This is a genomic window from Mesorhizobium sp. M1142 (genome assembly GCF_040318565.1).
Lineage (GTDB): Bacteria > Pseudomonadota > Alphaproteobacteria > Rhizobiales > Rhizobiaceae > Mesorhizobium.
This window is the reverse complement of sequence record NZ_JAMYMK010000021.1, coordinates 56,484-82,223: the sequence shown is the minus strand read 5'-3', so window position 1 is coordinate 82,223 and position 25,740 is coordinate 56,484. Positions and strand designations below refer to the sequence as shown.

At 62.8% G+C, this 25,740-nt stretch carries 23 protein-coding genes; 13 read left to right on the top strand and 10 right to left on the bottom strand.

Annotated elements, in window-relative coordinates; genetic code table 11:
- From NKH42_RS26430 to NKH42_RS26420, 3 genes are all read left to right on the top strand, one after another.
- Positions 1–531: an O-acetyl-ADP-ribose deacetylase gene (locus NKH42_RS26430; RefSeq protein ID WP_352752351.1), complete on the top strand. Its 531-nt coding sequence runs from the start codon at positions 1–3 to the stop codon at positions 529–531.
- A 196-nt stretch (positions 532–727) separates the two neighbouring features.
- Positions 728–1,012, top strand: coding sequence for a hypothetical protein (locus tag NKH42_RS26425; protein ID WP_352507508.1), 285 nt, complete (start codon positions 728–730; stop codon positions 1,010–1,012).
- 49 nt (positions 1,013–1,061) lie between these two features.
- Positions 1,062–3,047 carry an acetyl/propionyl/methylcrotonyl-CoA carboxylase subunit alpha gene (locus tag NKH42_RS26420; protein WP_352752353.1) on the top strand — a complete coding sequence of 662 codons (1,986 nt, stop codon included), beginning with the start codon at positions 1,062–1,064 and terminating at the stop codon, positions 3,045–3,047.
- Positions 3,048–3,129: 82 nt separating this feature from the next.
- On the opposite strand, the gene NKH42_RS26415 is transcribed toward NKH42_RS26420, so the two are convergent.
- Positions 3,130–4,251, bottom strand: coding sequence for a branched-chain amino acid ABC transporter substrate-binding protein (locus NKH42_RS26415; RefSeq protein WP_352752355.1), 1,122 nt, complete (start codon positions 4,249–4,251; stop codon positions 3,130–3,132).
- A 374-nt stretch (positions 4,252–4,625) separates the two neighbouring features.
- Positions 4,626–4,892 (bottom strand): SEL1-like repeat protein, encoded by a 267-nt coding sequence (locus tag NKH42_RS26410; protein ID WP_115145099.1) that lies wholly within the window; start codon positions 4,890–4,892, stop codon positions 4,626–4,628.
- A gap of 459 nt (positions 4,893–5,351) precedes the next feature.
- On the opposite strand from NKH42_RS26410, the gene NKH42_RS26405 reads away from it, so the two are divergent.
- The 5 genes from NKH42_RS26405 to NKH42_RS26385 all read left to right on the top strand — a co-directional run bounded on the left by NKH42_RS26405 (position 5,352) and on the right by NKH42_RS26385 (position 8,971).
- Entirely contained in the window at positions 5,352–5,696 is a 345-nt protein-coding gene (locus NKH42_RS26405; RefSeq protein ID WP_352647268.1) for a DUF2147 domain-containing protein, read from the top strand.
- A gap of 206 nt (positions 5,697–5,902) precedes the next feature.
- Positions 5,903–6,055 (top strand): hypothetical protein, encoded by a 153-nt coding sequence (locus tag NKH42_RS26400; protein WP_023718367.1) that lies wholly within the window; start codon positions 5,903–5,905, stop codon positions 6,053–6,055.
- A 30-nt stretch (positions 6,056–6,085) separates the two neighbouring features.
- Positions 6,086–6,280: a hypothetical protein gene (locus tag NKH42_RS26395; RefSeq protein WP_352647265.1), complete on the top strand. Its 195-nt coding sequence runs from the start codon at positions 6,086–6,088 to the stop codon at positions 6,278–6,280.
- 85 nt (positions 6,281–6,365) lie between these two features.
- A complete protein-coding gene (locus NKH42_RS26390) occupies positions 6,366–7,868 on the top strand; it encodes an AMP nucleosidase (RefSeq protein WP_352647263.1) in 1,503 nt (500 codons plus the stop codon).
- A gap of 80 nt (positions 7,869–7,948) precedes the next feature.
- Entirely contained in the window at positions 7,949–8,971 is a 1,023-nt protein-coding gene (locus NKH42_RS26385; RefSeq protein WP_352752357.1) for an endonuclease/exonuclease/phosphatase family protein, read from the top strand.
- 30 nt (positions 8,972–9,001) lie between these two features.
- Here the strand turns inward: NKH42_RS26385 and NKH42_RS26380 are convergent, their stop codons facing one another.
- The 3 genes from NKH42_RS26380 to NKH42_RS26370 all read right to left on the bottom strand — a co-directional run bounded on the left by NKH42_RS26380 (position 9,002) and on the right by NKH42_RS26370 (position 11,678).
- Positions 9,002–9,598 carry a DUF922 domain-containing protein gene (locus tag NKH42_RS26380; protein WP_352480300.1) on the bottom strand — a complete coding sequence of 199 codons (597 nt, stop codon included), beginning with the start codon at positions 9,596–9,598 and terminating at the stop codon, positions 9,002–9,004.
- A gap of 111 nt (positions 9,599–9,709) precedes the next feature.
- Positions 9,710–11,389 carry an electron transfer flavoprotein-ubiquinone oxidoreductase gene (locus NKH42_RS26375; protein WP_352507501.1) on the bottom strand — a complete coding sequence of 560 codons (1,680 nt, stop codon included), beginning with the start codon at positions 11,387–11,389 and terminating at the stop codon, positions 9,710–9,712.
- Between the two features lie 106 nt (positions 11,390–11,495).
- Entirely contained in the window at positions 11,496–11,678 is a 183-nt protein-coding gene (locus tag NKH42_RS26370) for a hypothetical protein (RefSeq protein ID WP_352507528.1), read from the bottom strand.
- Between NKH42_RS26370 and NKH42_RS26365 the strand changes: the two genes are divergently transcribed.
- The 3 genes from NKH42_RS26365 (at position 11,629) to NKH42_RS26355 (ending at position 14,116) form a co-directional block, all read left to right on the top strand.
- Positions 11,629–12,273, top strand: coding sequence for a hypothetical protein (locus NKH42_RS26365; RefSeq protein WP_023677808.1), 645 nt, complete (start codon positions 11,629–11,631; stop codon positions 12,271–12,273). The two genes, NKH42_RS26370 and NKH42_RS26365, sit on opposite strands and share 50 nt — an antisense overlap.
- A 37-nt stretch (positions 12,274–12,310) precedes the next feature.
- Positions 12,311–13,192 carry a uracil-DNA glycosylase gene (locus NKH42_RS26360; protein WP_352507500.1) on the top strand — a complete coding sequence of 294 codons (882 nt, stop codon included), beginning with the start codon at positions 12,311–12,313 and terminating at the stop codon, positions 13,190–13,192.
- Between the two features lie 105 nt (positions 13,193–13,297).
- Positions 13,298–14,116 carry a helix-turn-helix domain-containing protein gene (locus NKH42_RS26355; RefSeq protein ID WP_352507499.1) on the top strand — a complete coding sequence of 273 codons (819 nt, stop codon included), beginning with the start codon at positions 13,298–13,300 and terminating at the stop codon, positions 14,114–14,116.
- On the opposite strand, the gene NKH42_RS26350 is transcribed toward NKH42_RS26355, so the two are convergent.
- Together NKH42_RS26350 and NKH42_RS26345 are read right to left on the bottom strand one after the other, a co-directional pair.
- Positions 14,117–15,094 carry a DMT family transporter gene (locus tag NKH42_RS26350; protein ID WP_502896117.1) on the bottom strand — a complete coding sequence of 326 codons (978 nt, stop codon included), beginning with the start codon at positions 15,092–15,094 and terminating at the stop codon, positions 14,117–14,119. It lies immediately after the preceding gene.
- Positions 15,091–15,309, bottom strand: coding sequence for a hypothetical protein (locus NKH42_RS26345; protein WP_352690063.1), 219 nt, complete (start codon positions 15,307–15,309; stop codon positions 15,091–15,093). The genes NKH42_RS26350 and NKH42_RS26345 overlap by 4 nt, the downstream gene beginning before the upstream one ends.
- A 154-nt stretch (positions 15,310–15,463) precedes the next feature.
- Here NKH42_RS26345 and pepN point away from each other — a divergent pair, with 154 nt between their 5' ends.
- Positions 15,464–18,109, top strand: a complete 2,646-nt coding sequence (pepN, locus tag NKH42_RS26340) for an aminopeptidase N (RefSeq protein ID WP_352507498.1) — start codon at positions 15,464–15,466, stop codon at positions 18,107–18,109.
- A 190-nt stretch (positions 18,110–18,299) separates the two neighbouring features.
- Positions 18,300–20,624, top strand: a complete 2,325-nt coding sequence (locus tag NKH42_RS26335) for a PAS domain-containing sensor histidine kinase (RefSeq protein WP_352507497.1) — start codon at positions 18,300–18,302, stop codon at positions 20,622–20,624.
- Positions 20,625–20,675: 51 nt separating this feature from the next.
- Here NKH42_RS26335 and NKH42_RS26330 read toward each other — a convergent pair whose 3' ends face one another.
- The 3 genes from NKH42_RS26330 to NKH42_RS26320 form a co-directional block, all read right to left on the bottom strand.
- Positions 20,676–21,155 carry an EF-hand domain-containing protein gene (locus tag NKH42_RS26330; protein WP_352507496.1) on the bottom strand — a complete coding sequence of 160 codons (480 nt, stop codon included), beginning with the start codon at positions 21,153–21,155 and terminating at the stop codon, positions 20,676–20,678.
- 144 nt (positions 21,156–21,299) lie between these two features.
- Positions 21,300–24,266, bottom strand: coding sequence for a bifunctional [glutamine synthetase] adenylyltransferase/[glutamine synthetase]-adenylyl-L-tyrosine phosphorylase (locus tag NKH42_RS26325; protein WP_352507494.1), 2,967 nt, complete (start codon positions 24,264–24,266; stop codon positions 21,300–21,302).
- A complete protein-coding gene (locus NKH42_RS26320; RefSeq protein ID WP_352507493.1) occupies positions 24,266–25,735 on the bottom strand; it encodes an ATP-binding protein in 1,470 nt (489 codons plus the stop codon). The genes NKH42_RS26325 and NKH42_RS26320 overlap by 1 nt, the downstream gene beginning before the upstream one ends.
- Positions 25,736–25,740 lie beyond the last annotated feature (5 nt).

The following is a 25,740-nucleotide window of genomic DNA, read 5'->3' as shown; positions in this document are numbered from 1 at the left end:
ATGAGCGAAATCGGCCAGAGGATTCGTATTCAAACCGGCGACATCACGAAGCTGGCGGTCGATGCCATCGTCAACGCCGCCAACACCTCTCTTCTCGGAGGCGGCGGCGTCGACGGCGCTATCCACCGCGCGGCCGGCCCCGAGCTTGTGGCAGAATGCCGGGCCTTGCATGGCTGCAAGGTCGGAGACGCAAAAATCACCAAGGGCTACAGACTGCCCGCGCGCTACGTCATTCATACGGTCGGGCCGGTCTGGCAAGGTGGCAGCAAAGGAGAAGCCGAACTGCTCGCCTCCTGCTATCGCCGGTCGCTCGAAATCGCCGCCGCAAAGGACTGCCGGACGGTGGCGTTTCCAGCGATCTCGACCGGGGCCTACCGCTACCCAAAGGATCAGGCGACGCAAATTGCTGTCGGGACCGTGAGCGCCTTCATCGGCCAGAACATCGTTCCGGAAACCGTCATTTTCTGCTGCTTCGACGAGCCGACGGCCGAATTGTATCAGCGGGTCGTTGCTGCACTCGGCAAAGCGTGATCCACAGCCATGAGAAATCTGCAGACCCATTTTCAATCATCCAACTGGCCATACAGAAAAATTGCGGCTATTGCTGTTTTTCAACGTCAATGGGGCTTGGGCGAAGGTGAAACAGCAACTTTTCCAGAAAACTACTGCCGCAATACTTTCGGGGTTACTTATATTGGCTGCACCAGGCACTGGCGCGGCGGGATCGTTGGCCGGAAGCGAAGGCGACAAGCGCTTTTCACCACTTCTGCCTGGCAGCGCCAAGGACGAGTGCACCAAGGCCTACAAGGCCTATGTCGCTGCAAGCGGCCATTCGGCATACGCCACGACGTCTTTCGTGCGGGTCAGGGACGGTTACGTCCTGTGTGGCGCCCACTACAACGCCTCGTCGCAAAAGGCGGCAGAGGCCATGGCGATGAAATCCTGCCAGAGCGCACGGGCGTACTACAAGGTGGCGGCCAGCGGCAACTGTCAGATCGCGGCTTCGAAGTAGACGGGCAAACGCCGATCCGGGATTGCCCGCGCCAAATCCGGGAGGCCCGATGTTCGCCAAGATCCTGATCGCCAACCGTGGCGAGATCGCCTGCCGGGTGGTCCGCACGGCACGCAGGATGGGTGTGCGCAGCGTCGCCGTCTATTCCGATGCCGACGCTCACGCCTTGCATGTCGAAATGGCCGACGAAGCGGTGCATATCGGCGCCTCTCCCGCCAACGAAAGCTATCTGCGCGGCGACAAGATCATTGCAGCGGCCTTGGCCACAGGTGCCGAGGCCATCCATCCGGGCTACGGCTTTCTTTCGGAAAACCCCGAATTCGTCGACCAGGTCGCGGCCGCTGGGCTGATCTTCATTGGGCCGTCGGCGGCCTCGATCCGTGCCATGGGACTGAAGGACGCGGCCAAGCGGCTGATGGAAAAGTCCGGCGTGCCTGTCGTTCCGGGCTATCATGGCGAAGCGCAGGAGATCGTGTTGCTCGCCTCCAAGGCGCGCGAGATCGGCTACCCCGTATTGATCAAGGCGCGCGCCGGCGGCGGCGGCAAGGGCATGCGGCGTGTCGAGCATCCCGATGATTTTTCGGAAGCACTGTCGGGCGCGCGGCGCGAGGCGAAAGCCGCGTTCGGTGACGACCGCGTCTTGGTGGAAAAATATGTCGATAAGCCGCGCCACATCGAAGTGCAGGTGTTTGGTGACAATTTCGGCAACGCCGTACATCTTCACGAACGTGACTGCTCGGCGCAGCGCCGCCATCAGAAGGTGATCGAGGAGGCGCCTGCCCCCGGCATGACGCCGGCACTGCGCAAGGCGATGACCGAGGCGGCGGTGAAAGCCGCCAAGGCAATCCACTATTCCGGCGCCGGTACCATCGAGTTCATCGTCGATGCCTCGCAAGGTCTGAAGGCCGACCGTTTCTGGTTCATGGAAATGAACACCCGCCTGCAGGTCGAGCACCCCGTCACCGAAATGGTCACCGGCATCGACTTGGTCGAGTGGCAGTTCCGGGTAGCCTCCGGCGAAAAACTGCCGAAGACGCAGAGCGAGATCGCGCTCTCCGGCCACGCCTTCGAGGCGCGCATCTATGCCGAGGACGCGGCAAGAGGGTTTTTACCGGCGACCGGCACCTTGCACCATTTGAAATTTCCGCAGCCAGCACCGGAAGGTGCGACCATGCGCATCGAAACCGGCGTGCGCGCCGGCGATGCGATTTCGCCGTTTTACGACCCGATGATCGCCAAGCTGATCGTCCATGGCAGGGACAGACGGGCGGCGCTCACGGCACTTGGCGAGGCGCTGTCGCAGACCGAAATCGCCGGCTCGACCGTCAACACTGGCTTTCTTGCCGCGCTGGCCGCTGATGCAGCTTTTGCGGCGGGCGATGTCGATACCGGCCTGATCTCCAGGCATCAGCAGGCGTTGACGGCGGTTGCGCCGCCGAGCGGTGAGACGATTGCCGCCGCGGCACTTGCCGCGTCCGGTGCGCGCGACTTGCCGTCCTCGGACGATCCCTGGTTGTCGCTGGCCGGCTATGCGCATTTCCACGCTGTAGTGCGGCGCATGCTGCTGAAGTTTGGGGAGCAGGAGATCGTCGCGCGCGTGTCGGTGCGGCCGGACAGACGGTTCGAGGTGGCGCTGGAAGCGCCCTATGACAGCGTCAATTCGCATGATCTCCGTACCGCCCCTCGCCTCGCCCGCTGGCCGGGCCACGTCACCGTCTTCGAGGGCGCTATCGGCTACGATTTTGCCGTGCCGGACCCGTTGGCGCGAGCCGACGAAGCCGCCGCTTCCGGCAGCCTGCGCGCGCCGATGCCGGGCCTGGTCAAATTGGTGCGTGCGGCAAAAGGCGACGCGGTGATCAAGGGCCAGCCGCTGCTGATCCTGGAGGCGATGAAGATGGAGCACACCATTGCTGCGCCCCATGACGGGCTTATCGCCGAGATCGCCGCCGAAGGCGCGCAGGTCACAGACGGAACCGTGCTGGTTCGCTTTGCCGAGGAACCACAGCTGACCGCAGTTTCATTATCCACGAAGTGACCCCGAGCGCGTCACAAAAGGCACCGCAAAGATGAAAATGGCCGGGTTTGAGCCGGCCATTTTCAATTACAACATAGTTCTATCAGGGCTGGATCGGCGCGTATTTGCCGTCATGCCACTGGTTGATGTCGTAGCTGGCGTTCTTGAGGTCGCCCTTCTCGTCGAAGGTGACCGGCCCGACAACCGTGCTGATCGGCTGGCCGTTCTTCAACGCCTCGGCGACCTTGGCCGGGTCGTCGCTGCCGGCGCGTTTGATGCCCTCGGCGAATGCCTGGATCACGGCATAGGAAAACAGCGTGAAGCCCTCCGGCACAAAGCCGCCGGCCTTGATCTTGGCGATGGCTTCCTTGGCTTCGGGCTTCGACTGCGGATCCGATGGGAAGACGAACATGGTGCCTTCGCCGGCCGGACCGGCAACCTGCCAGAATTCCGGCGAAGCGATCGAGTCCGGCATGATCAACTGGAACTTGAGGTTCTGCTCCGCGGACTGGCGCAGGATGAGGCCGGCTTCGGGGTGATAGCCGCCGAAATAGACCACATCAGCCTTCAGCTCCTTGAGCTTGGTAACGAGCGCGGAATAGTCCTTCTCGCCGGCGTTGATGCCCTCGTAGAGGATTTCATTGAGACCGTTCTGGTTCATCGTTGCCTTGACGGCATCGGCCACGCCCTGCCCATAGGCGCTCTTGTCGTGCAGGATGACGACTTTCTTGCCGGCATATTTCTTGGCGATCCAGGGACCAATAAAAGCGCCCTGCGCATCGTCGCGCGTATAGAGGCGCATGATCGTCGGCCAGCCGGCCTTCGCCGCTGCGTCGGTCAACACCGGGTTTGAGGAAGCCGGACTCATCATCAGCGCACCGGCTTCTGCGTAGACAGCGGAGGCCGGGATGCTGGAGCCCGAGCAGGCGTGACCATCGATGAACTTGACACCATTGGCGATGATGCGGTTGGCGACCGAAACCGCCTGCTTCGGATCGCACTGATCATCCTCGATGTCGAGCTTGATCTGGCGACCGTCGACGCCGCCAGCCGCGTTGATCGCGTCGGCGGCGGCTTGCGCGCCTTGCTTGAACTGATCGCCGATGGTGGCAAGCTGCCCGGTCATCGGTCCGACCACCGAAAAGGTGATGTCGTCGGCGAAGGCGACCGGCGCGGTCATCATCAGGCCAAATATGGCTGCGCTCAAAATACTGAATTTCTTCATGGTGACATAACTCCTCCACTCTCGCGCAGCCGCCCGGCCGCGCCTCTTCCAGAGTGGCGGGAGAATTTCATCCTTCGCCGGAGCTGTCTAGACGCATCGTCGGCGCTCGATTGGGCCTGTAACATGCGGTCCCAAAGACAAAGCCGCGCCAGCCCTGTTCCGGCCGGTCGCGGCTTTTGCCGTTGAGCTTGCCGGCGCATCAGCGCCGGAACCCGCTGGCTTTCCCTGTCTGTTGCACGGCTCGGCCTGATCAGCCTGCCGTGCTCTTGGTTTTGACTTGGTCGGCCATCTTGCGCGGCCTCTTTTTTTCGGGCCAGCCGTCTGCGCGACCTTGACCCGAAGCGTCCCTGTCAGTGAACTCAGTGCCGGCGAATTCAGTGCATCGTCATCCATTCGCGGGCTTCGCGCAGCGCCCTGGCGATCTCGACTTTCGACATGGCGGCCGACAATTCAGAACGCAGTTCCGCGGCGCGGGCCGAACCCTTGATCGCGGCGATGTTGAACCATTTGTGGGCGGCGACGACATCGGTCTCGCAATCGCGGCCGGTCGCATACATCATGCCCAACTCGAAAAGAATATCGGCCTGGGCAGTTGCCCCCATGGCGCCGAAGCCGGCTTCAAGCATTTCAAAACGTGCCATTTCAAATCCCCTGTTCTGGCTCCCGAGAGCTGTCTCCGTCTGTCCCTCGGTGTCCTTGATTACCTTCGGGGGCGGCCGCTCTTTCGATGCTTTCGAGAATGCCGCGGAGGCTTGAATCCGTCGTTAAATGGCGTGCTTAATTTGAGGAAAACAAAGCTAAAACAAGAGGTAAACGCGAAAAATTCGTTAAGGATACAAAGCCAGCAACTGCGCCAGTTTGCACAAAATTTGAAGAAAACTTGCGAGGCGCGGATCAAGACTCCGCTAACCACAGAAGACAAAGACGTGTGCGGCCCGTTTCATTTTTCGCCGGCGCGGCCGTTCGGGAGCGGGCAAAAGCCCGCAACCCTTCCGTCGCGGCACCGCTTTTGTTTTTCCGGGAGCTGGACTAGCTTACGTTTGCGTAAGGGCAGACGGCCGGGACGGAGCCCGATTGGACTTGCCTGAGGGAGGAAAGACATGTTTCGACACGTGAGCCTGGCCCTCGCGGCCGCAATAATGATGACCGGCGCGGCATGGGCCGATCCGATCGAAGGCAATTGGAAAACGCAAGCCGGAGCGACTGCCGCCATTTCGGGTGGCGGCGGGGCATTTTCGATTACGCTCAAATCCGGCAAATTTGCCGGCAAGAACATCGGTTCACTGAAGGTGGCCGGCGACAACAAATATGCCGGCACCATAACCGACCCCGAAACCGACAAGACCTATTCGGGCAAGGCTTCGCTTTCCGGCAGTTCGCTCAAGATGAGCGGCTGCGTGTTCGGCGGGCTGATCTGCAAGAGCCAGACCTGGCACAAGCTCTGATCGTGCCATTCCTGCCGGGGTGCGCGGGGCCAGTCGGCCCCGTTTTCATATATCGGTCTCGCAGCCGCGGCTCGCCATAGGTCACTGCTTTCAAGGCGGCCCGCCCAGAGATCATCAACCATTTTGAACCCCAGATGAACGCCGCCATCAGAGCCGGTTCAGCCTGGGCAAGGCATTGTCATGCGTGTTGAAGGAGACACCGCGCGATGCTTGCCCGCCGCTTCACCATCGTCTGCCTGCTGATGAGCCTGTTCGGCATGTTGTTCGCCGTCCTTGTCGCCGAAGCCGGCCGGCCGGCCCGCGCCTGGGACGTGGCCATTTCCTGCCGGCTCGGTTGCCCGAACCAGCTTCGCCACTGAACCCGACAGCGAGATATTGAAACCCACGCCATGACCCGCCTCACCGCCAATGTCGTCAAGATCCTTCGGCTTCTGCCGCGGACGGCACTCATCCTGACGCTTCTGGCGGCCCCGGTCCTGGCCGTGCCGACGATGCGCGCCGATGCCGGTTCGACCATCGAGGCGCCTGCGCTGAGAAAGTCCGGCGTCGGCTTTGTGCTGCTGGTCAGCCTGCGGCGAGGCTAGGTCGCCGGAAAGAAAACCGCCGACAGGGCGTTTTGAGACCGCCTTACCCCCTCCCAACTGCGCGCCCAACTCTCTATATTGGGTCATGGAAAAGCGAATCTATCCTCAAGCCATTGAATCGGTCGTCACGCCGGAGCCGTTCGGCCGACAGAGCTTTAACGACGCCAAGAAGGCGGTCGCGGCCCTGCAGGTGCTTTACGACCGCAACACCAAGTTCCTGCGCGATTCATTTGCCGCGCTCGCCGCGGGCGGCGACAACAACAAACGCTACCGGGCCTTCTATCCGGAGATCGGCGTCACCACGAGTTCGTTCACCCAAATCGACTCGAGGCAGGCCTATGGTCACATGCCGACGCCGGGGCATTTCTCAACCACAATCACCCAGCCTGCTCTTTTCGAGAGCTATCTCACCGAACAGCTTCGGCTGATCATGCGCAACCACGGCGTTCCGGTCACGGTTTCAGAATCGACCACTCCCATCCCCCTGCATTTCGCCTTTCTCGAAGGCACGCATGTCGACGGTTCCGCTGCGGAACGCATCAAACGGCCGATCCGTGACCTGTTCGACGTGCCGGATCTCGACGGCACCGACGACCAGATCGCCAACGGTACATTTGAAGTGGGATTGGGCGAGGCACGGCCGCTGGCGCCGTTCACGGCACAACGGATCGACTATTCGCTGCATCGGATGTCGCACTATACGGCGACCAGTCCCCAGCATTTCCAGAACTTCGTGCTGTTCACCAACTACCAGTTCTACATCGACGAATTCGTCGCCCGTGCACGCGAATTGATGGCCAATGGCGGTGACGGATATGTAGAGTTCGTCGAGCCGGGCAATATCGTGACCAAAGTGGGCGACAGCGCGCCTGGTGAGGGTGCTGCGCCCCCTCGCCTGCCGCAGATGCCGGCCTATCATCTGAAGAAGCCGAATCATGGCGGCATCACCATGGTCAATATCGGCGTTGGACCTTCCAACGCCAAGACCATCACCGACCATATTGCGGTGCTCCGGCCGCATGCCTGGGTGATGCTCGGCCACTGCGCCGGCCTGCGCAACACGCAGGCACTGGGCGATTATGTGCTGGCACACGCCTACGTTCGGGAAGACCATGTCCTCGACGACGATCTTCCGGTCTGGGTGCCGATCCCGCCGCTGGCTGAAATCCAAGTGGCGCTGCAGGAAGCGGTCGCCGAGGTCACCGGGCTTTCCGGCTACGACCTCAAGCGCATCATGCGCACCGGCACCGTCGCCACCATCGACAACCGCAACTGGGAGCTGCGCGACCAGCGCGGGCCGGTGCAGCGGCTGTCGCAGTCGCGGGCGATCGCGCTCGATATGGAATCGGCCACGATCGCCGCCAACGGCTTCCGCTTCCGGGTTCCCTATGGCACGCTGCTTTGCGTATCCGACAAGCCGCTGCATGGCGAATTGAAGCTGCCCGGCATGGCGACCGAGTTCTACAAGCGGCAAGTGGCGCAGCACCTGACCATCGGCATCAGGGCGATGGAGAAGCTGGCTGAAATGCCGATGGAGCGACTGCATTCGCGCAAGCTCAGGAGCTTTTCGGAAACGGCCTTCCAGTAAATGCCGAATCGCATGTGTCGGTCCGGGTCAGGACATTTCGTCATCTTGATTGAGCCGCACTTCTGCCGATAGACAAAGCGATGGCACGTATTCGGGACATGACGGTTGCGCTGGCATTCGTCGCAATGCTTGCACTCTCGGCCGCGCTGGTGGCCGGGTTTTTCGGATCGCTGCATCCGGCCCTCGATTCCTTTGCTCATTTCCGCGTCCATTTTTCGGTGCTGATGGCGCTTTGCGCGCTGCCCCTGCTTGCCACCTCGTTTCGCCTGCAGGCCGCGGCCGCCTTGCTGTTTGCGATAGCCTCCTTTGCCACCACGTCGAATGCCTTGCCGCTTTCGCGGCTATGGCAGGTGCAGGCCGCCTACGAAGCCAAACCCGGTGACGAGCCAGTCTACCGCCTGTTGCAGATGAACCTCAGGTTCAACAATCCAACACCCGAGAAGGTGCTGTCGCTGATCGGCCGGACCCAGCCCGATGTGATCACCCTCGACGAGGTGTCCGAGATGTCGAAGGCAAAGCTTGGGCTGCTGTCCGGCGCTTATCCCTACCGGATCCTCTGCCCGTATCCCAATGGCGTGTTCGGCGTTGCGCTGCTGTCCAGACGACCGTTTGCCATAGGCACGGCGCCGCACTGCGACAGCCGCGGCGCGATGGCGATCGCCACGGTCGATTTTGGCGGAACCGACGTCGATGTCGGCGCCATCCACCTCACCTGGCCATGGCCGCACAACCAATCACGGCAGATTGGAGGGTTGTCTGACGAAATCGCCTCGCTTGGCGAGACGTCGATCCTGGCGGGCGACTGCAACGCAGCGCCATGGAGCGCCGCTGTCCGGCGCGTCGCATCGCTTGGCAAGCTGACTGTAATGCCGTCGGTCGGGCCGACCTGGCTCTACAGAAAGCTGCCGGATTTCCTGCGCTTCGCCGGACTGCCGATCGACCAGGTTTTCAGCAAGGGCGCCATCCTTATCCGTTCGGCGTCGACCCTTGAGGACACCGGCTCAGACCATCTGCCGGTGCTGGTGGAGTTTTCGCTACGGTCGCTCGACGAGCACCAGACGGCGACCGCGCTTGCAGCGCTGCCTGGCGGGACGCGAAGCTGAAAATCCGCAGTCCAGTCTCGACCTGGCTTATTACTGGCCCACAAAAGCGCGGATGAGGTGCTCGACAGGGCCGCCGTCGCGATGCTCGTGCGCATCGAAGGCGATCTGCTTTGCCTCGTATTCGGCATAGATGGCATTGATCCGGCGCTTTGCCTCGCGACGTGCCTCGAAACAGTGCGGGTCATCAGCGACTGTCAGCCCTCGAACCGACTTTTCGGTGGCCCGCATCATCTGTCTGGCGATGCGGCCATGGGTCTCTTCATGGGCGCGGACGCCAGCGAAGAACCGCTTCCAGCGCTTCTGCAGCGCAGGCGATGGGGCTGAGACCAGTTTGGGATAGGTATAGAAGAGATTGAGCGTCCCGTTGGCCTGGCGCAGGCGGCAGACGCCGTTTTCCTGATGGGCGTCGAAGGTCCAATCACCGACGCTGTAGCCGGTTTGCGCGATGGCGTGGGTCATGAAGCCGTGCTTCGGCCCACTGCGATCCATGGCCTCGATCAGGGCCGCGCCGGTGGTTCCGGCAATGTTGTAAGTTCGTGTCTTGACCAGCACCTTAGTGCCGGCCAAGGCTGCAGGGGCGCACAATGCCCCGATCGCCACAACGCTCGTCAGAACTGCCAGGCGCATTTTTCCTTCCTCCCTGTCGCGGCAGAAAGGAAACACAGGCAGGCGGTTTATTCAACAATCCTACGGTTGCGCTGCTCCTCATCTTGTTTAGTCCGGAACAAACCTTGTGACTTACATGTTCTGGTAGACCGGGCCCTCGCCGCCCTGTGGCGGCACCCAATTTATATTCTGGTTCGGGTCCTTGATATCGCAAGTCTTGCAGTGCACGCAGTTCTGCGCGTTGATGACGAAGCGCACATCCTTTGCCGCAGGATCGGCGGCGGCATTGCCGTCCTTGTCGACCCATTCGTAGACGCTGGCCGGGCAGTAACGCGTCGAGGGCCCGGCATAGACGTCATGCTCGGAGCGCTTTTGCAGGTCCATGTCGGCGACGAGCAGATGGACCGGCTCGTTCTCCTCGTGGTTGGTGTTGGACAGGAACACCGACGACAGCCGGTCGAAGGTCAGCACCCCGTCCGGCTTCGGGTAGGCGATCTTCTGGTGCGCGGCGGCCGGTTCCAGCGTGGCGTAGTCGGCCTTGCCGTGCTTCATCGTGCCGAAGGGCGAGAAGCCGAACAGCGTGTTCAGCCACATGTCGAGCCCGCCAAGGCCAACACCGACAATGGTGCCGAAGCGCGACCATAGCGGCTTGACGTTGCGCACTTTCTTCAAGTCCTTGCCGATATCGGTGGCGCGCCAGGTGGCCTCATAGGAGGCCAGCTCGTCATTGGCGCGGCCGGCGGCTATCGCATCACAGACATGCTCGGCCGCCAGCATTCCGGAGAGCACGGCATTGTGCGAGCCCTTGATGCGCGGCACGTTGACGAAGCCGGCCGCGCAGCCGATCAGCGCACCGCCGGGGAAGGACAGTTTCGGCACCGACTGCCAGCCGCCTTCGGTGATGGCGCGGGCACCATAGCCCAGCCGCTTGGCACCCTCGAAGGTGCCGCGGATCGCCGGATGGGTCTTGAAGCGCTGAAACTCGTCAAAGGGCGACAGATAGGGGTTCTTGTAGTTCAGGTGAACGACGAAGCCGACTGCCACCTGGTTGTCCTCGAGATGGTAGAGGAAGGAGCCGCCGCCGGTCTTCATATCGAGCGGCCAGCCGAAGGAATGCTGGACAAGGCCCGGCCGGTGGTTTTCCGGTTTGATCTGCCAGAGTTCCTTGAGGCCGATGCCGTATTTTCCGGGCTCACGACCGTCGGAAAGGTGGTGTTTGGCGATCAGTTGCTTGGCCAGCGAGCCGCGCGCGCCCTCGCCGATCAAGACATATTTGCCCATCAGCGCCATGCCCGGCGCAAAGCCCGGACCGTGCGTGCCGTCCTTCTCGACGCCCATGTCGCCGGTGACGACGCCGGTGACCGCACCGGCCTCGTTGTAGAGCAGGCCGACCGCGGCAAAGCCCGGATAGATCTCGACGCCCAGCGCCTCGGCCTTGGTCGCCAGCCAGCGGCAGACATTGCCGAGCGAGACGATATAGTTGCCGTGATTGTTCATCAGCGGCGGCATCAGGATATTGGGCAGACGGAACGAACCGGCGGGGCCGAGAACCAGGAAATGGTCGTCGGTGACCGGTGTCCTGAAGGGATGACCCTCCTCTTCGCGCCAGCCGGGCAGCAGCCGGTCGATGCCGATCGGATCGACGACGGCGCCGGACAGGATGTGCGCGCCGACTTCGCCGCCCTTTTCCAGCACGACGACGGAAAGCTCGGGATTGACCTGCTTGAGACGGATCGCGGCGGCGAGGCCGGCCGGGCCGGCGCCGACGATGACCACGTCGAATTCCATGCTTTCGCGTTCGATATCGCTCATCGATCCCTCACTGGCTCGCTATTCCCGGCATCTTGCTGGCTCACGCGCTGCATAGCGCATCAAATAGCGACGGGAAACCGGCGCGGACGTGACAATACCGATTTCGTCAAAAAGTCGCGTCCTGCCGCACAAATTCGCGGTGACGAGCATCAATCTTCAATCCTATTCGGTTTGCACAGATATGTCGCACTGATGTTTTTAATTGTTCGACGGCTTGCTTATCGGCCATACTTCCCGCCATGCGCATATTCGGGCCGGCTGGCTTTTCATCGACGCGCTTTTTTTTCACGCCCGGCCGGTTTTGCCGTGCGGCGCTCTTGGCGCTTCTGCCACTGACGGCCCTCGATGCCCGTGCCGAGCAGCAACTGGTCTGGGCGACCGGCGCCTATTCCTTTTCCGACGAGCGCGGCGGTTTCCGCATCACCGGGGCTTCCGGCATCGGCACGAAGGAGGATCCGCTGGTCATCACCGAAGAGCTGAATTCAGCGACGCCGGTAACGCTGGCCATTCGCACAACAAGGCCGATCCAGCCGTTCGGCAAGGCGGGAGACTTCGCCAATGGTCTGATGTATATGCGCATCGACGTGCTCAACAATAGCGGCCAAGCCTGGGTCGAGTTCCAGTTCGAACTCCAGGAGATCCTCGACCAGCCGAGCGTGTTCGGCGACGGCCTGTCGTTCGACCAGCGCAACAAAACGCCCGAAAATATCTGGTCGAGCAGCTACGCCGATTTCGACCGCAATTTCGAACCGTATGACCGCCTGCTGTTCAAGAACGGCAAGATCGACCCGCTGAAGACCGCCAGCTTCTATTTCCTGATCACCGACTACACGCCGCGCTGGACGTTCTATCTGGTGCAGGATCCGCGCATACCGTCGAGCTGAACTTGCAAATTCAAGCTTCGCGGCCGAATGTGAAACCATGACTGCCGCCCCCCACAATAGCCGAGCCGATCTCGCCGAGCTGCTGGCCTTCTACGCCAGCGCCGGCGTCGACGAGGCACTTGAAGAACAGCCGGTAAACAGGTTTGCAGAAGCCAGGCCACCGGAGCGGGTGCCCGCGGCGGCCGCTGTGCCGCTCAGTGAAAATGCGACGCCACAACGCTCGACGAGCGTATCGCGCGCCGAAATGGGCGAGAGACCGAGTACAGCACCGGCAGTGCGAGCGTCCCCGGCCATGTCAACGGTGCCCGACGAGGCGCAAGCGGCATTGGCGCGGCAACTGGCGAGATCGGCGGCAAGCCTCGACGAGCTTCGCCAGCACATGGCGGCATTCGACGGCTGCAATCTCAAATTCACCGCCAAGAACCTTGTGTTCGCCGACGGCAATCCAACTGCCGAGGTGATGCTGGTCGGCGAAGCGCCGGGTCGCGATGAAGACATAGAGGGCTTGCCGTTCGTTGGCCGCTCCGGCCGGCTGCTCGACCGCATGCTGGCCGCGATCGGTCTTGACCGGACGTCCGTCTACATCGCCAATGTCATTCCCTGGCGGCCGCCGGGCAACCGCACGCCGACCCCGCACGAGACCGAGATCTGCCGGCCGTTCATCGAGCGGCAGATCGAGTTGGTCAATCCGAAGGTGCTGGTCAATCTCGGCGGCCCGTCGGCAAAGACCCTGCTCAACACCTCCGAAGGCATATTGCGGCTGCGCGGCAACTGGCGCGTCCACACGACCCCGTCCGGCGTCGCCATTCCTGCCATGCCGACCCTGCATCCGGCCTATTTGCTGAGAACGCCGGCGCACAAGAAGCTGGCGTGGCGGGATTTCCTCGAAGTGAAGGCGAAGTTGCGGGCGCTCGGGTAATGGTGCAGAGCGCGTCTTCAGTTCTCCCCTTGCGAGAAAGGAAGGGCGGCATCATGACTTCGCAGGTAATTGAAATGCGCCCACTGCCGGCCTAGTCATCTCGTTATGACAGCAGCCCAGATTTCCGCCGGCAGTCTCATTCGCGAATGGCGTACACGCCGGCGCATGAGCCAGCTCGACCTCGCTATGGAGGCCGAGATCTCGCAGCGGCATCTGAGTTTCGTTGAAAGCGGCCGCGCCGCACCCTCGCGTGACATGGTGCTGCATCTGGCGGAGCAGCTTTCGATCCCGCTCAGGCAGCGCAACCAGCTGCTGCTGGCTGCCGGCTTTGCCCCGAGCTTCGGCGAACGACCACTTGACGATGCCTCGATGGCACCGGCGATGGCGGCGGTCGAGACCGTGCTCAAGGCGCACGAGCCGTTCCCGGCGCTTGCCGTCGACCGGCATTGGAACCTGGTGTCGGCGAACGCCGCCATCGGCCCGTTCCTCGCCAATGTCGCCGATGCCTCCCTGCTGAAGCCACCGGTCAACGTTTTGCGCCTCAGCCTGCATCCCGGCGGCATCGCGCCATGTATCGTCAACCTAGCGGAATGGCGGACACATCTTCTGGAGCGGCTGAAGCGGCAGAACGACGCTACCGCCGATCCGGCTCTTGTCGAGCTCGAGCGCGAGCTTCGGGCCTATCCGTCCGGCCTTAGAGGCAGCCGGCCGGCGCCGGTCGAACCGAACGCGATTGCCCATCCGCTCAAGCTTGCCCATGGCGACGCGGTGCTGTCGTTCATCAGCACCATCACCGTGTTCGGCACGCCGCTCGACGTGACGCTGTCGGAGCTGGCGATCGAATCTTTTTTCCCCGCCGACGAACAGACGCGGGCGGTGCTGGTGCGGCTGGCGACAGAGCGGACTGACGCTGCGAAGCCGTGATCACCCTTCCGGCGCGACGGCCTTGCGGGTGCGGGTGCGTTCGAGACCAAGCTGGCGCTCGCGCCAGATGATGAAAATCCCCGCCGCAACCACGATCATGCCGCCGACCAGCATATTGATCGTGGCGACGTCGCCAAAGACCAGATAGCCGACGACGACGCCGAGGATCATCGAAGTGTATTCGAAGGGTGCCACGACGGAAGCCTCGGCATGGCGATAGGCCGAGGTCATCAGGATCTGGCCAAGCCCGCCGCAAAAACCCGCGGCAATCAGAAGCCCCGCCTGCGCTGGCGTCAGCGCCTGCCAGCCGAATGGCAGCGAAAGCAGCGCCATGAGGCTCGCGGTAACCGAAAACCACAGCACGATGGTCGCCGTCCGCTCGCTCTGGACGAGGTTGCGAACCAGGAGCATGGCGATGGCGGAGATCGCCGCGGCTATGAGGGCGGCAATGACGCCGAGCACCTCCTGATCGCCGAGGGCAGCGCCCGAACTGAGCAGCGTCAGTTCCGGCCACGAGATGATCAGCACCCCGACCAGGCCGACGGCAACCGCACTCCAGCGATAGATGCGGATGGCTTCGCCGAGGAAGATCGAACTGAACACCACGACCAGCAGCGGCTGCGCGTAGTTCAGCGTGATCGCCTCCGGCAGCGGCAGCCGCGTCAGCGCGAAGAAGCCGAGCCCCATGGCACAGACACCGACGACGCCACGCGCAATATGGTTGAGCGGGCGCTTTGTCGAAAAGGCGGTTCCGAGTTTTCCCTGGAAGGCGAGGAAGGCGATGATCGGAAAAATGGCAAAGAAGGAGCGGAAGAAGACGATCTGGCCCGCCGGCACGGTGCCCGCCGCCTTGATGCAGGACGACATGCCGACGAAGACCGCCACCGATACGATCTTGAGCAAGATCCCGGTCAGTGTGCTGTGCTCGCCGGCAAGATCGCCGGCTGCAAGCACTGGCAAATCCGGTCTGGCTGTCACGCCCTTTTTGCTTCCTCGATCGCCCAGATGCGCGCCGGCGTTGCCGGCATGTCGATATGCCTGATGCCGTAGGCGCGGTAGAACGCGTCGGTCACCGCATTGAGCGCGGCAGGCGTCGATACGATCGTATCCGCCCCGGCGCCTTTGATGAAGGCCCGATCGTCGCGACGCAACACAGAGGCGCTCATCCCGAATTTCGGCGTGACGATGGTCATGGAAGCCTCGCGATGATGCTCGGGAAATGATCGCCGGAAATAGACGTCGCTGCAGTTTTGTCGAGGGAGTGTTTCGTGTAAAGAGCGCAGACTTCAAATTATTTGGACCAGCGGACCCGCCCGCCGCTCCCGGATCGACAGGAAAAATCAAGGAATGCGCACGGATACCGGCCAGGTCTTCAAACTCGAAGACTATCGCCCTAGTGATTATCTGATTCCGGAAACCAGCCTGACTTTCCGCCTTTCGCCTGAAGCAACGCATGTCACCGCCGTGCTGACGGTCGAACGTCGCGACGAGATTGCCGTGTCGGTGCCACTGGTGCTGGATGGCGACGGGCTGACGCTCCGCAGTATCGCCATCGACGGCCAGGAACCGAGGCCTGCGGATTTTCTCGTCACGCCCGATCAACTGACAATCATCAGCCCCCCTGCCACAAGGCGCTTCCAGCTGAGAATTGAAACCGTGTTGGCGCCGGCGCAGAACGAAGCGCTGATGGGCCTCTATCGCTCCAGCGACGTCTATTGCACGCAATGCGAGGCCGAAGGCTTTCGCCGCATCACTTATTTCCTCGACCGTCCCGACATCCTGTCGGTCTATACGGTGCGTATCGAAGCTGAGCGCAAGGAGGCGCCGCTGCTTTTGTCCAACGGCAACCCGGCCGGCAGCGGCGAGCTTGCCGGCGGCTGGCACTATGCGGTCTGGCACGACCCCTTCCCCAAGCCGTCCTATTTGTTTGCGCTGGTGGCCGGCGACCTCGGCAAGATCTCGGACAGTTTCGTCACCCTGTCTGGCCGCAAGGTCGAGCTCGGAATCTATGTCGAACCGGGTAAAGAGAGGCTCGCCGGCTACGCCATGGACGCTTTGAAACGGTCGATGAAATGGGACGAGGAGGCATTCGGCCGCGAATACGACCTCGATGTCTTCAACATCGTCGCCGTGTCCGACTTCAATATGGGCGCGATGGAGAACAAGGGCCTCAACATCTTCAACGACAAATATGTGCTGGCCGACCAGGAAACCGCGACCGACGCCGATTTCGCCAATATCGAAGCCATCATTGCGCATGAGTATTTCCACAATTGGACAGGTAACAGAATCACTTGCCGTGACTGGTTCCAGCTTTGCCTGAAGGAAGGCCTGACCGTTTTCCGCGACCACGAATTCTCGGCAGATCAGCGCTCGCGCGCCGTCAAGCGCATCGCCGAGGTGCGTACACTGCGCGCCCATCAGTTTCCCGAGGACCAGGGGCCGCTGGCGCATCCGGTGCGGCCGCGCCGCTATCGCGAGATCAACAATTTCTATACGGCGACGGTCTATGAAAAGGGCTCGGAAGTCGTGCGCATGATCCACACTATCCTCGGCGCAGAGACGTTCCGCGCCGGCATGGACCTCTACTTCGAACGTCACGACGGCCAGGCGGCGACGATCGAAGACTTCATCAAGGTGTTCGAAGACGTTTCCGGTCGCGACCTGTCGCAGTTTTCGCTCTGGTATCATCAGGCCGGTACGCCGAACCTGACCGTCAGTTCAGCGTATAATCCTGCGGCGCAGGAATTCACGCTCGAAATCGAGCAGTCGGTGCCGCCAACGCCGTCGGAAAGCCGCAAACGGCTGATGCACATTCCGCTTGCCTTCGGCCTGGTCGGCGCCGGCGGAGAGGCGACAGCCTATAGCGGCGTGGAGGGGGCGAATGTCGAGGACGGCGTCATCCATATCCGCAAACGCCGCCATGTCGTCAGGTTTTCCGGGATTGCCGAGCGGCCGGCCATGTCGCTCAACCGCGGCTTTTCGGCGCCAGTGACGCTTTCGGTCGAGCAGCGGCCCGACGACCAGTTTTTTCTGGCTGGCCACGACAGCGACGCCTTCTCGCGCTGGCAGGCATTCAACACGCTTTTGACCGATGCGCTGATTGCAGCTTTCCGCCAGATCCTGGACCACAGGCAACCCGAGTTCAGCTCCCGGCTGACCGGGCTTGCCGGCAAAATAGCCGGCGACGACGCGCTCGAACCCGCCTATCGGGCACTGACGCTGGCGCTGCCCGGCGAGGCCGATATCGCCCGCGACATCGGCAAGAACATCGACCCCGATGCCATTTTCGCGGCGCGCGGGGCGCTGGCAGTTGCGATCGCCGAGGCCAACCGCGAGATATTCCCCAACTTCTATGATCGGCTCGCCGACAATGGTCCGTTCAGCCCGGACGCGGCCAGTGCCGGGCGGCGGGCGCTGCGCAATGTCCTGCTGGACTATCTCTCCTTGCTGCCGGCAGGTGCGGAACTCGCTGCCCGGCACTTCCAATCGGCGACCAACATGACGGATCGTGCCGCGGCGTTGACCGTGCTTGCGCACCGTCACCACGGCTCACCTGAGGCAACCAAGGCACTGGCCGATTTCGAGGCGAAATATGCAACCGATCCGCTGGTCATGGACAAATGGTTCCAGATCCAGGCCAGCGTGCCCGGTCCGCAAACCGTCGACGCGGTGCGCGCCTTGACCAGCCACCCAGCGTTCTCGATGGTCAACCCGAACCGGGTACGCTCGCTCATCGGTACGTTTTCCAGCGCCAACCAGACCGGCTTTCATCGCGCCGACGGCGAGGGCTACCGGCTTTTCGTCGAAACGGTGCTGCAGGTCGAAAAACGCAACCCGCAGGTGGCCGCCAGGCTGGCGACGGCGCTCAGATCGTGGCGCTCGCTCGAACCCGTGCGGCAGGCCAAGGCAAGGGAGGCGTTGCTTTCAATCGCCAATACCGAGAAGCTGTCGGCCGATTTGCGAGACATCGTCGAGCGCACCCTGGCGTAAGCGACCTCCCCTTCTCCCCTTGTCGTGGGAGAAGGGAAGACCATCCGAAAACCCATTATTTTAGTCGATTTTTAATCTTTTTTCGCCGCACCTCTGGACAAGGCGAATCCCCTTTGATTCTTTAGTGACGATTCGGAAGTGCGGCGTTGCCGGATCGTCAAGCGGGACAGAAGATCGGGGAGTGCCATTTATGGCGAAGGCGGACGCGTGGGGCGCGCCCGGTGGGACGGCGTTTGAGCGTCGCGAGGCGCGAAACGACGGTCTCGCGGGCAATACGCGGCTCATCGCCGAACCTGCCTACCGACGGCTGCTGGCAGCCGAACCGCTGTTGCGGCGATCGATACCGGCCCTCATTATCATGTTTCTGTTGATCATCGCAGTACTGCGCTTTCTGTCACTGATGAACGAGCGCGACGAGATCGAGCGCGGCGCCAAGGCGATCCTTGCGCTGGCCGCCGGCCAACTGGCCAGTTCGATCGCCGACGCGACCATGGTTTCCACGCCAGGTGCGATCCAGGACCTGCTGGAGAGCACCGGTCGTCAGGGCGCGATGGGCCGAAGCCACGTACTGGCGATCACCGACAGCGCCTTCAAGATCATTGCCGTATCGCCGCAGTCGATGCACTGGGAGGGCCGATCGCTCGATGGCGTCGTGCAGGGCGGGCAGCCGCTGTTCATGTTCGGCGATCGCGCCGGAGTGATGGAGGTCAGCATCGGCGGACAGGACTGGTACGCAGCAGTGAGCCTGGCGAATGGCCGAAAGGGTGCCGCGGCAGCGTTCGTGCCGCAGGAGGCAGTTTTTGACGCCTGGCGCAAGACGGTCTCACTCAATGTCACGCTGTTCGTGCTGACGGCCGGCGTGCTGATCGTCATCCTTTATGCCTATTTCGGCCAGGCGGCGCGTGCCCAGGCCGCCGACCGCATCTATCTCGAAGCCCACCAACGCATCGACATGGCGTTGGTACGCGGCCGCTGCGGCCTGTGGGATTGGGACATGGTGCGCGGCAAGATGTACTGGTCGCGCTCGATGTACGACATGCTGGGCTACGAGCCTTGCGACACGATGCTGTCGTTCGGCGAAGTCGACGAAATCATTCATCCCGAGGACGGCGATTTGTTCGAACTCGCCAACAGGATCGTCGCACGCGAGATCGACTATATCGACCAGGTGTTCCGGATGCGCCATGCCGACGGGCAATGGGTTTGGATGCGCGCAAGAGCGCAGGTTATCGACCCGGAAGCGCCGGAGATCCAGCTGATCGGCATCGCCGTCGACGTCACCGAGCAGCGGCACCTGGCGCTGCGCTCCGAAGCGGCGGACCTGCGCCTGAGGACGGCCATCGAAAACATCAACGAATCCTTCGTGCTGTGGGATTCGTCCGAGCGCCTGATCATGTGCAATTCCAAATACCAGCAGGACAACGGCCTGTCGGATCGCGACGTGATGCCGGGCGCTCCGCGCGCCGTTCTGGAGGAACGCATGCTGGCCTTTGCCTCGGAGCGGCGGCTTGCCAATACCAATGGACCGCAGGGGGGCGTGACCTTCGAGCGCCAGCTTGCCGACGGCCGCTGGCTGCAAGTGAACGAGTTGCGGACAAGGGACGGCGGCACCGTCTCCGTCGGCTCCGACATCACCCAGATCAAGCTGCACCAGGAGAAGCTGGTCGACAGCGAGCGCCGGCTGATGGCGACAATCCACGACCTCAGCCTTGCCCGCCGCGCGGAAGAAGAACGGGCTCGTGAGCTCGTCGAGCTCAATCGCAAATACATGAAGGAAACCGAGCGGGCTGAAGCGGCAAACCGGGCCAAATCCGAATTCCTGGCCAACATGTCGCACGAGTTGCGGACGCCGCTCAACGCGATCATCGGCTTCTCGGAACTGATGGAACGGCGGCTGTTCGGGCCGCTGGGGTCGTCGCGCTACGAAGAGTATGCCACCGACATCAATGGCAGCGGCAAATATCTTCTCGGCGTGATCAACGACATCCTCGACATGTCGAAGATCGAGGCCGGCCAGTTCGCCCTGGATCAGGAAGAAATCGATCTCTGCCCGCTCATCAGGGAGACAGTTCGCGTCGTCTCGCTGCAGGCGGCGGAAAAGTCGATCACCGTCGAAACCCGCATCGCCGATTCGCTGACGCTGTTCGCCGACCGCAGGGCGATCAAGCAGATCCTCATCAACCTTCTGTCCAATGCGGTGAAGTTCACCGGGCAAGGCGGCCACATTTCGGTCAGAGCCCGCAGCATTTCCAGCGCGCTGATCCTGACGATCGAGGACAATGGCTGTGGCATCCCGAAAGCGGCGCTGAGCAAGCTCGGACGGCCATTCGAACAGGTGCAAAACCAGTTCTCCAAGAGCCATACCGGCTCCGGCCTCGGCCTCGCCATCTCGCGCTCGCTGGCCGAGCTTCAGGGTGGCGCCTTGAAGATCCGTTCGACCGAAAGCATCGGCACGATCGTCTCGGTACGCATCCCGATGAAGAAAGTCGCGCAGGCGATCAGGGCAGCTGCGTGAATGACCAGATAAGTCTCCGGCGGCTCGCGCCGCCGGAGCGGTTGTCAATTCTCACTGCATGCCGTCAGCGCCATCATTGCCCTCGCCGTCCCATTGGCGGTGACGGCCGGGACCCTTCGGCAGTTCGTTCTTCTCGATCTTGCCGTCATTGTCACGGTCGAGCATGGCGAACACCTTCTTCTGGCGGCTGGTGATATCGTCGGCGGTCAGCGTGCCGTCGCCCTTGGTGTCGTAGCGGGCGATGATGCGCCTGGCCATCTGCTCGAAGCGTGCCTTCTCCAGCGCGTCGGCGAGCTGTGCCACGGTCAGCTTGCCGCCATTGTCAGCGACCATCTTCTTCAGTCGAGCGTTCATGGCGTCGGAGAACTGGTCGAAGGTGATGGTGCCGTCATTGTCCTTCATGACTTTGCCCAGGCGCATCATCATGCCGCCGCGCGGCCCGGCGCCGGAGTGCTCGTCTGCATAGGCTGCGGTGCCGACGGCGCCGGCCAGGGCTGCGAAAACGAGTGCAAGTCTGGTTGTCTTTCTCATAGTCTTCTCCTGTTGCATCGTCACCCCCGATGCTAGAGCGGCGGACCTTCATCCCCCGCTCTATCTCTTTGATTGAACCTCGGAACCTCCCAAAAAAGGTCACAGTTTTGGGTCCGATGCTCTCGCCCGTACGGCTGGTTGCCGTCACGATTGTTTCGCACGAAGCAGAAGGTCGAAATCCTTTCTGACCTTCTGCGACGTCTCCTTGAGATGCGCTTCAAGCACACCGAAATCAGGCAGGTCGGTGACCGCAAGAAGCAGATCGGAAAGCCCTGGCGGAACGTCGTCGCGTTCGAACGCGCCGGTGAGGCAAAGCCGTATCATCTGAGTCAGCGCCAGATAGAGCGAATAGGCATCCACCAGTTCCTGCCTGACCGGGGCGTCGGCGAAATCCGGCGCCAGGCGCGACAGGACCTCAGCCGTGCCGGTGGCCCTGCGGCCGGCTTCGATCTTTCCCGTGATCAGCGCAACCTGGGCAATGAATTCGAGATCTATGAGGCCGCCCGGGATCAGCTTGATGTCCCAGGGATCGCGCGGCGGCTTCTCCTTGTCGACCATGGCGCGCATCTCGGATGCCTCGGCCATCACCTTGGCTGGATCGCGCGGCAGAGCGAGCACTGTGGCAACTTCCTCCTCAACCTCGCGGCAGAGCTCGGCATCGCCACCGATCGTGCGGGCCCGCGCCAGCGCCATATGCTCCCATGTCCAGGCGTCGTGGCGCTGGTACTTCTTGAAGGCATCGACGTGCGTGGCCACCGGCCCCTTGTTGCCGGACGGTCGCAGGCGAAGGTCGAGCTCGTAGAGCACGCCCTCGGCGGTCGGCGCGGAAACGGCGGCGATCAGCCGCTGCGTCAGCCGGCTGTAGTAATGCGACGGGGCAAGCGGCTTGTGGCCGTCGGACTCCTCGGCATCGGCGTCGTGATCGTAGAGCAGGATGAGGTCGACGTCGGAACCCGCCGTCAGTTCGCGGCTGCCGAGCTTACCCATGCCGAGCAGTGCGACCCTGCCGCCGGCAATATAGCCATGACGCAACGCGAATTCCGCTGTCACCGCCTGCAACGCCGCCTCGATGGTCAGGTCGGCGAGATCGGAAAAAGCGCGGCCGGCGCGCGGCGGATCGATCGACCCGGCAAGCAGCCTGACGCCGATCAGGAATTTTTGCTCCGAAGCAAAGATGCGCAGCCGGTCGAGCACGTCCTCGTAAGCCCTGTCGCCTTCGAGGAAGGCAGCGAGGCGCGCCGACAGATAGGCGCGGTTGGGCAGTTCGCTCAGCAGCGCCGGATCGAGCAGGCCATCGAAGACATGCGGCCGGCGCGTGATGATGGCGGCTAGCCGCGGTGCTGCGCCCATGATCGTCGCCATCAGCTTCAGCAACGCCGGATTCGACTGCAGCAGCGAAAACAGCTGGATGCCGGCAGGCAGGCCGGCAAGGAATTCGTCGAAGCGGATCACCGCCTCGTCCGCTCGCCGCGTCTGGCCGAAGGCTTGCAGCAGCGCCGGCGTCAGTTCGGTCAGCCGCTCGCGCGCCTCCGCCGACCGGGTGACGCGGTAGCGGCCGAAGTGCCAGCCGCGGATAACCCGGCAGATGTCGCTCGGCCGCTGGAAGCCGAGCCGCCGCAGGGTCTGCAAGGTATCGGGATCGTCGACGTCGCCGGTAAAGACCAGATTGCCGATGCCGGCCGAAAGCTCCGGCGCGGTCTCGAACAGCGCTGCATAGTGGCGCTCGACCTGATGCAGCGCCGCGCGGAACGTTTCGGCAAAGCCTGCCGCATCGGCAAAGCCCAGCATGCGGGCGACGCGTTCCAGCCCCTCTTCGTCCTCCGGCAGAATATGCGTCTGCTGGTCGGCAACCATCTGGATGGCATGTTCGACGCGGCGCAGGAACCAGTATTGCCTGGTGAGTGCATCGCGCGCGTCGGCGGTGATCCAGCCGCGTGCGGCGAGTTCGCCGAGCATCGGCACGGTCTCGCGGCCGCGCAGTTCGGGAAAGCGGCCGCCGGCGATAAGCTGCTGGGTCTGGACGAAGAACTCGATCTCGCGGATGCCGCCGCGGCCGAGCTTGACGTTGTGGCCCTTGACCGCGACCTCGCCATGGCCCTTGTGGGCGTGGATCTGGCGCTTGATCGAATGGACGTCGGCAATCGCCGCATAGTCCATGTATTTGCGCCAGATATAGGGCTGCAGTTCCTTCAGGAACGCGGCGCCGGCGGCAACATCGCCGGCCACCGGGCGAGCCTTGATCATGGCGGCGCGCTCCCAGTTCTGGCCGCGCGCCTCATAGTAGCGCAGCGCTGCCTCGACCGGGATCGCCAGCGGCGTCGAGCCGGGGTCGGGACGAAGCCTGAGATCGGTGCGGAAGACGTAACCGTGCTCGGTGCGGTCCTGGAGGATACGGACCAGCCGGCGGGTCAGGCGCGAAAACAGCTCTGTGGCATCGAGCGGATCGACGACGGCAGGCGCATCGGGGTCGAAGAAGACGACGAGGTCGATGTCGGAGGAGAAGTTCAGCTCATGCGCGCCGAGCTTGCCCATGCCGAGCAGAATCCAGCCCGAGCGTCGTGCCGGATTTTTGGGATCCGGCAATCGGAGCTTGCCCTGCTCATGCGCGTCGCGGAGCAGGAAATCGACGGCCGCACGCGTGCAGGCGTCGGCAAGGTCGCTCAGTCGCCGCACTGTCAACGAGGTCTCGGCCTCGCCGGCCAGATCGGCCAAGGCGATCAGGAAATGTGCCTCCGCCTTGCATTGGCGCAGCTCCATCATCAGGCTGGTTTCGGAGACGGCCTCCGCGCGTGCTGCCTTGTCGACCGCGGCGCCGATCGATGACAGCCGCGCCTCGACCCTCCCGTCGAAAAGCGCATCGAGTATCCGCGGCCGGCGGCGCGCCGTATCGCGCAGGAACGGCGACATGTCGAACACCGCGGCGAGGAAATCCTGGACGACCCCCTTGCCGGCGAGAAATTTCGCCAGTCGCGGCAGTTCCTTTTGCCGCGCGGCGTCGGCGACCTCCGACAATTCCTGCCTGGCGCGGCTTGCGTCCAGCGGAACGAGCCTTACCGCCGGCTTCAACAGCCAGTCCGTTTCCAGGCGTCGCACTGCCATCCTCGCAACCATCAGCGATCCTCCCGCCCGGGAAAACTCATGACGACCGACAATCCGGGATTGCCGGGCAGCAGCTCAAGCCGTCCATTGTGGAATGTCATGATCGCCTTGGCGAGACTCAAGCCAAGGCCGGAACCCGGCTGCGAGCGGCTCTTTTCCAGCCGCACGAAACGCTCGGTCACCCTGGCGCGGTCGACATCGTCGGGAATGCCCTGGCCGTTGTCGGAGACGGCGAGTCTGATCTCGCTACCGATACGCTCCAGCGTCACGCGAACCGTAGGCCTGGAGGTCGAGTCGGTCGAATATTTGATCGCGTTGTCGACGATGTTGGACAGCGCTTGGCCGATCAGCTCGCGATTGCCGTCGACGACGAAAGAACCTTGCACCGAAGTTTCGAGCGTCACGCCCGCCTCCTCCGCTACCGGCTCGTAGAGTTCGACGACGTCGTGCACGGCAGCGGCCAGATCGACCCTGGTGGTGCTTTCCGAGGAATAGCCGGCCTCCAGCCGCGAGATCATCAGGATAGCGTTGAAGGTCTTTATCAGCTGATCGGATTCGGCGATCGTTCCTTCCAGCGCCTGCCGGTAGTCACTGGTGTTGTGCTTGCCCGAAAGCGTCGCCTCGGCGCGATTGCGCAGCCTGGTCAGCGGCGTCTTCAGGTCGTGGGCGATGTTGTCGGAGACCTGCTTCAGGCCCTCGTTCAGCGTAGCGATCCGGGCCAGCATGGAATTGAGGTTTTCCGACAGCCGGTCGAACTCGTCACCGGCGCCGGTGACCGGCAGCCGGCCGGAAAGATCGCCGCCCATGATGCGGCGGCTCGCCTCCGACACGCTGTCGATGCGCTTCAGCGCCGCGCGCCCGACGAAGAACCAGATCAGCAGCCCGCCGACGCCCATCATGCCGAGCGCCAGCATCAAGGCGCGGCGAATGACGGCGCGGAAGCGCTCCGGCTCGCCGAGGTCGCGGCCGACCAGCATGATCATCTGGTTGGGCAGGCGCAGCACCAGGGCAACGGCGTTGTGGCCTTTCTCGCCTTCGGTCTGGACTTCGCTCTGGGCGGGCTCGTTCGGGTCGGAAACCGGGTTGCGCTGCCGCTCGAGCTCGCCCTCACCGAAGCGGCGGTAGGAGAACGGTTCGGTGGTCCAGCCCTCGGCCTCGATCACGCCCGGCTCCAGGCTCTGCACGTTGCCGGTCAGGATCTGGCCGTTGGCATCGGCGATCAGATAGAGATTGGCGCCGGGCTGGCGGGAGCGCTGCTCGACGACGCGGACCAGCAGCGGGAGGCCGCCGCGCTGATAGGCGCGGGCGAGGCCGAGCACCTCGTCGTTGATCGTCTCCTGCGTCTGGGCGGTCAGCATGCGCACCGAGAGCGAGGTCATGTACAAGACCAGCAACACCGCACACAGCGCAAAAAGCAGAAGATAAAGCGCCGAAAGCCGCGCTGCCGTCGTCTTCATGATGGCCGGCACGGAAAGAGCCATGGGGT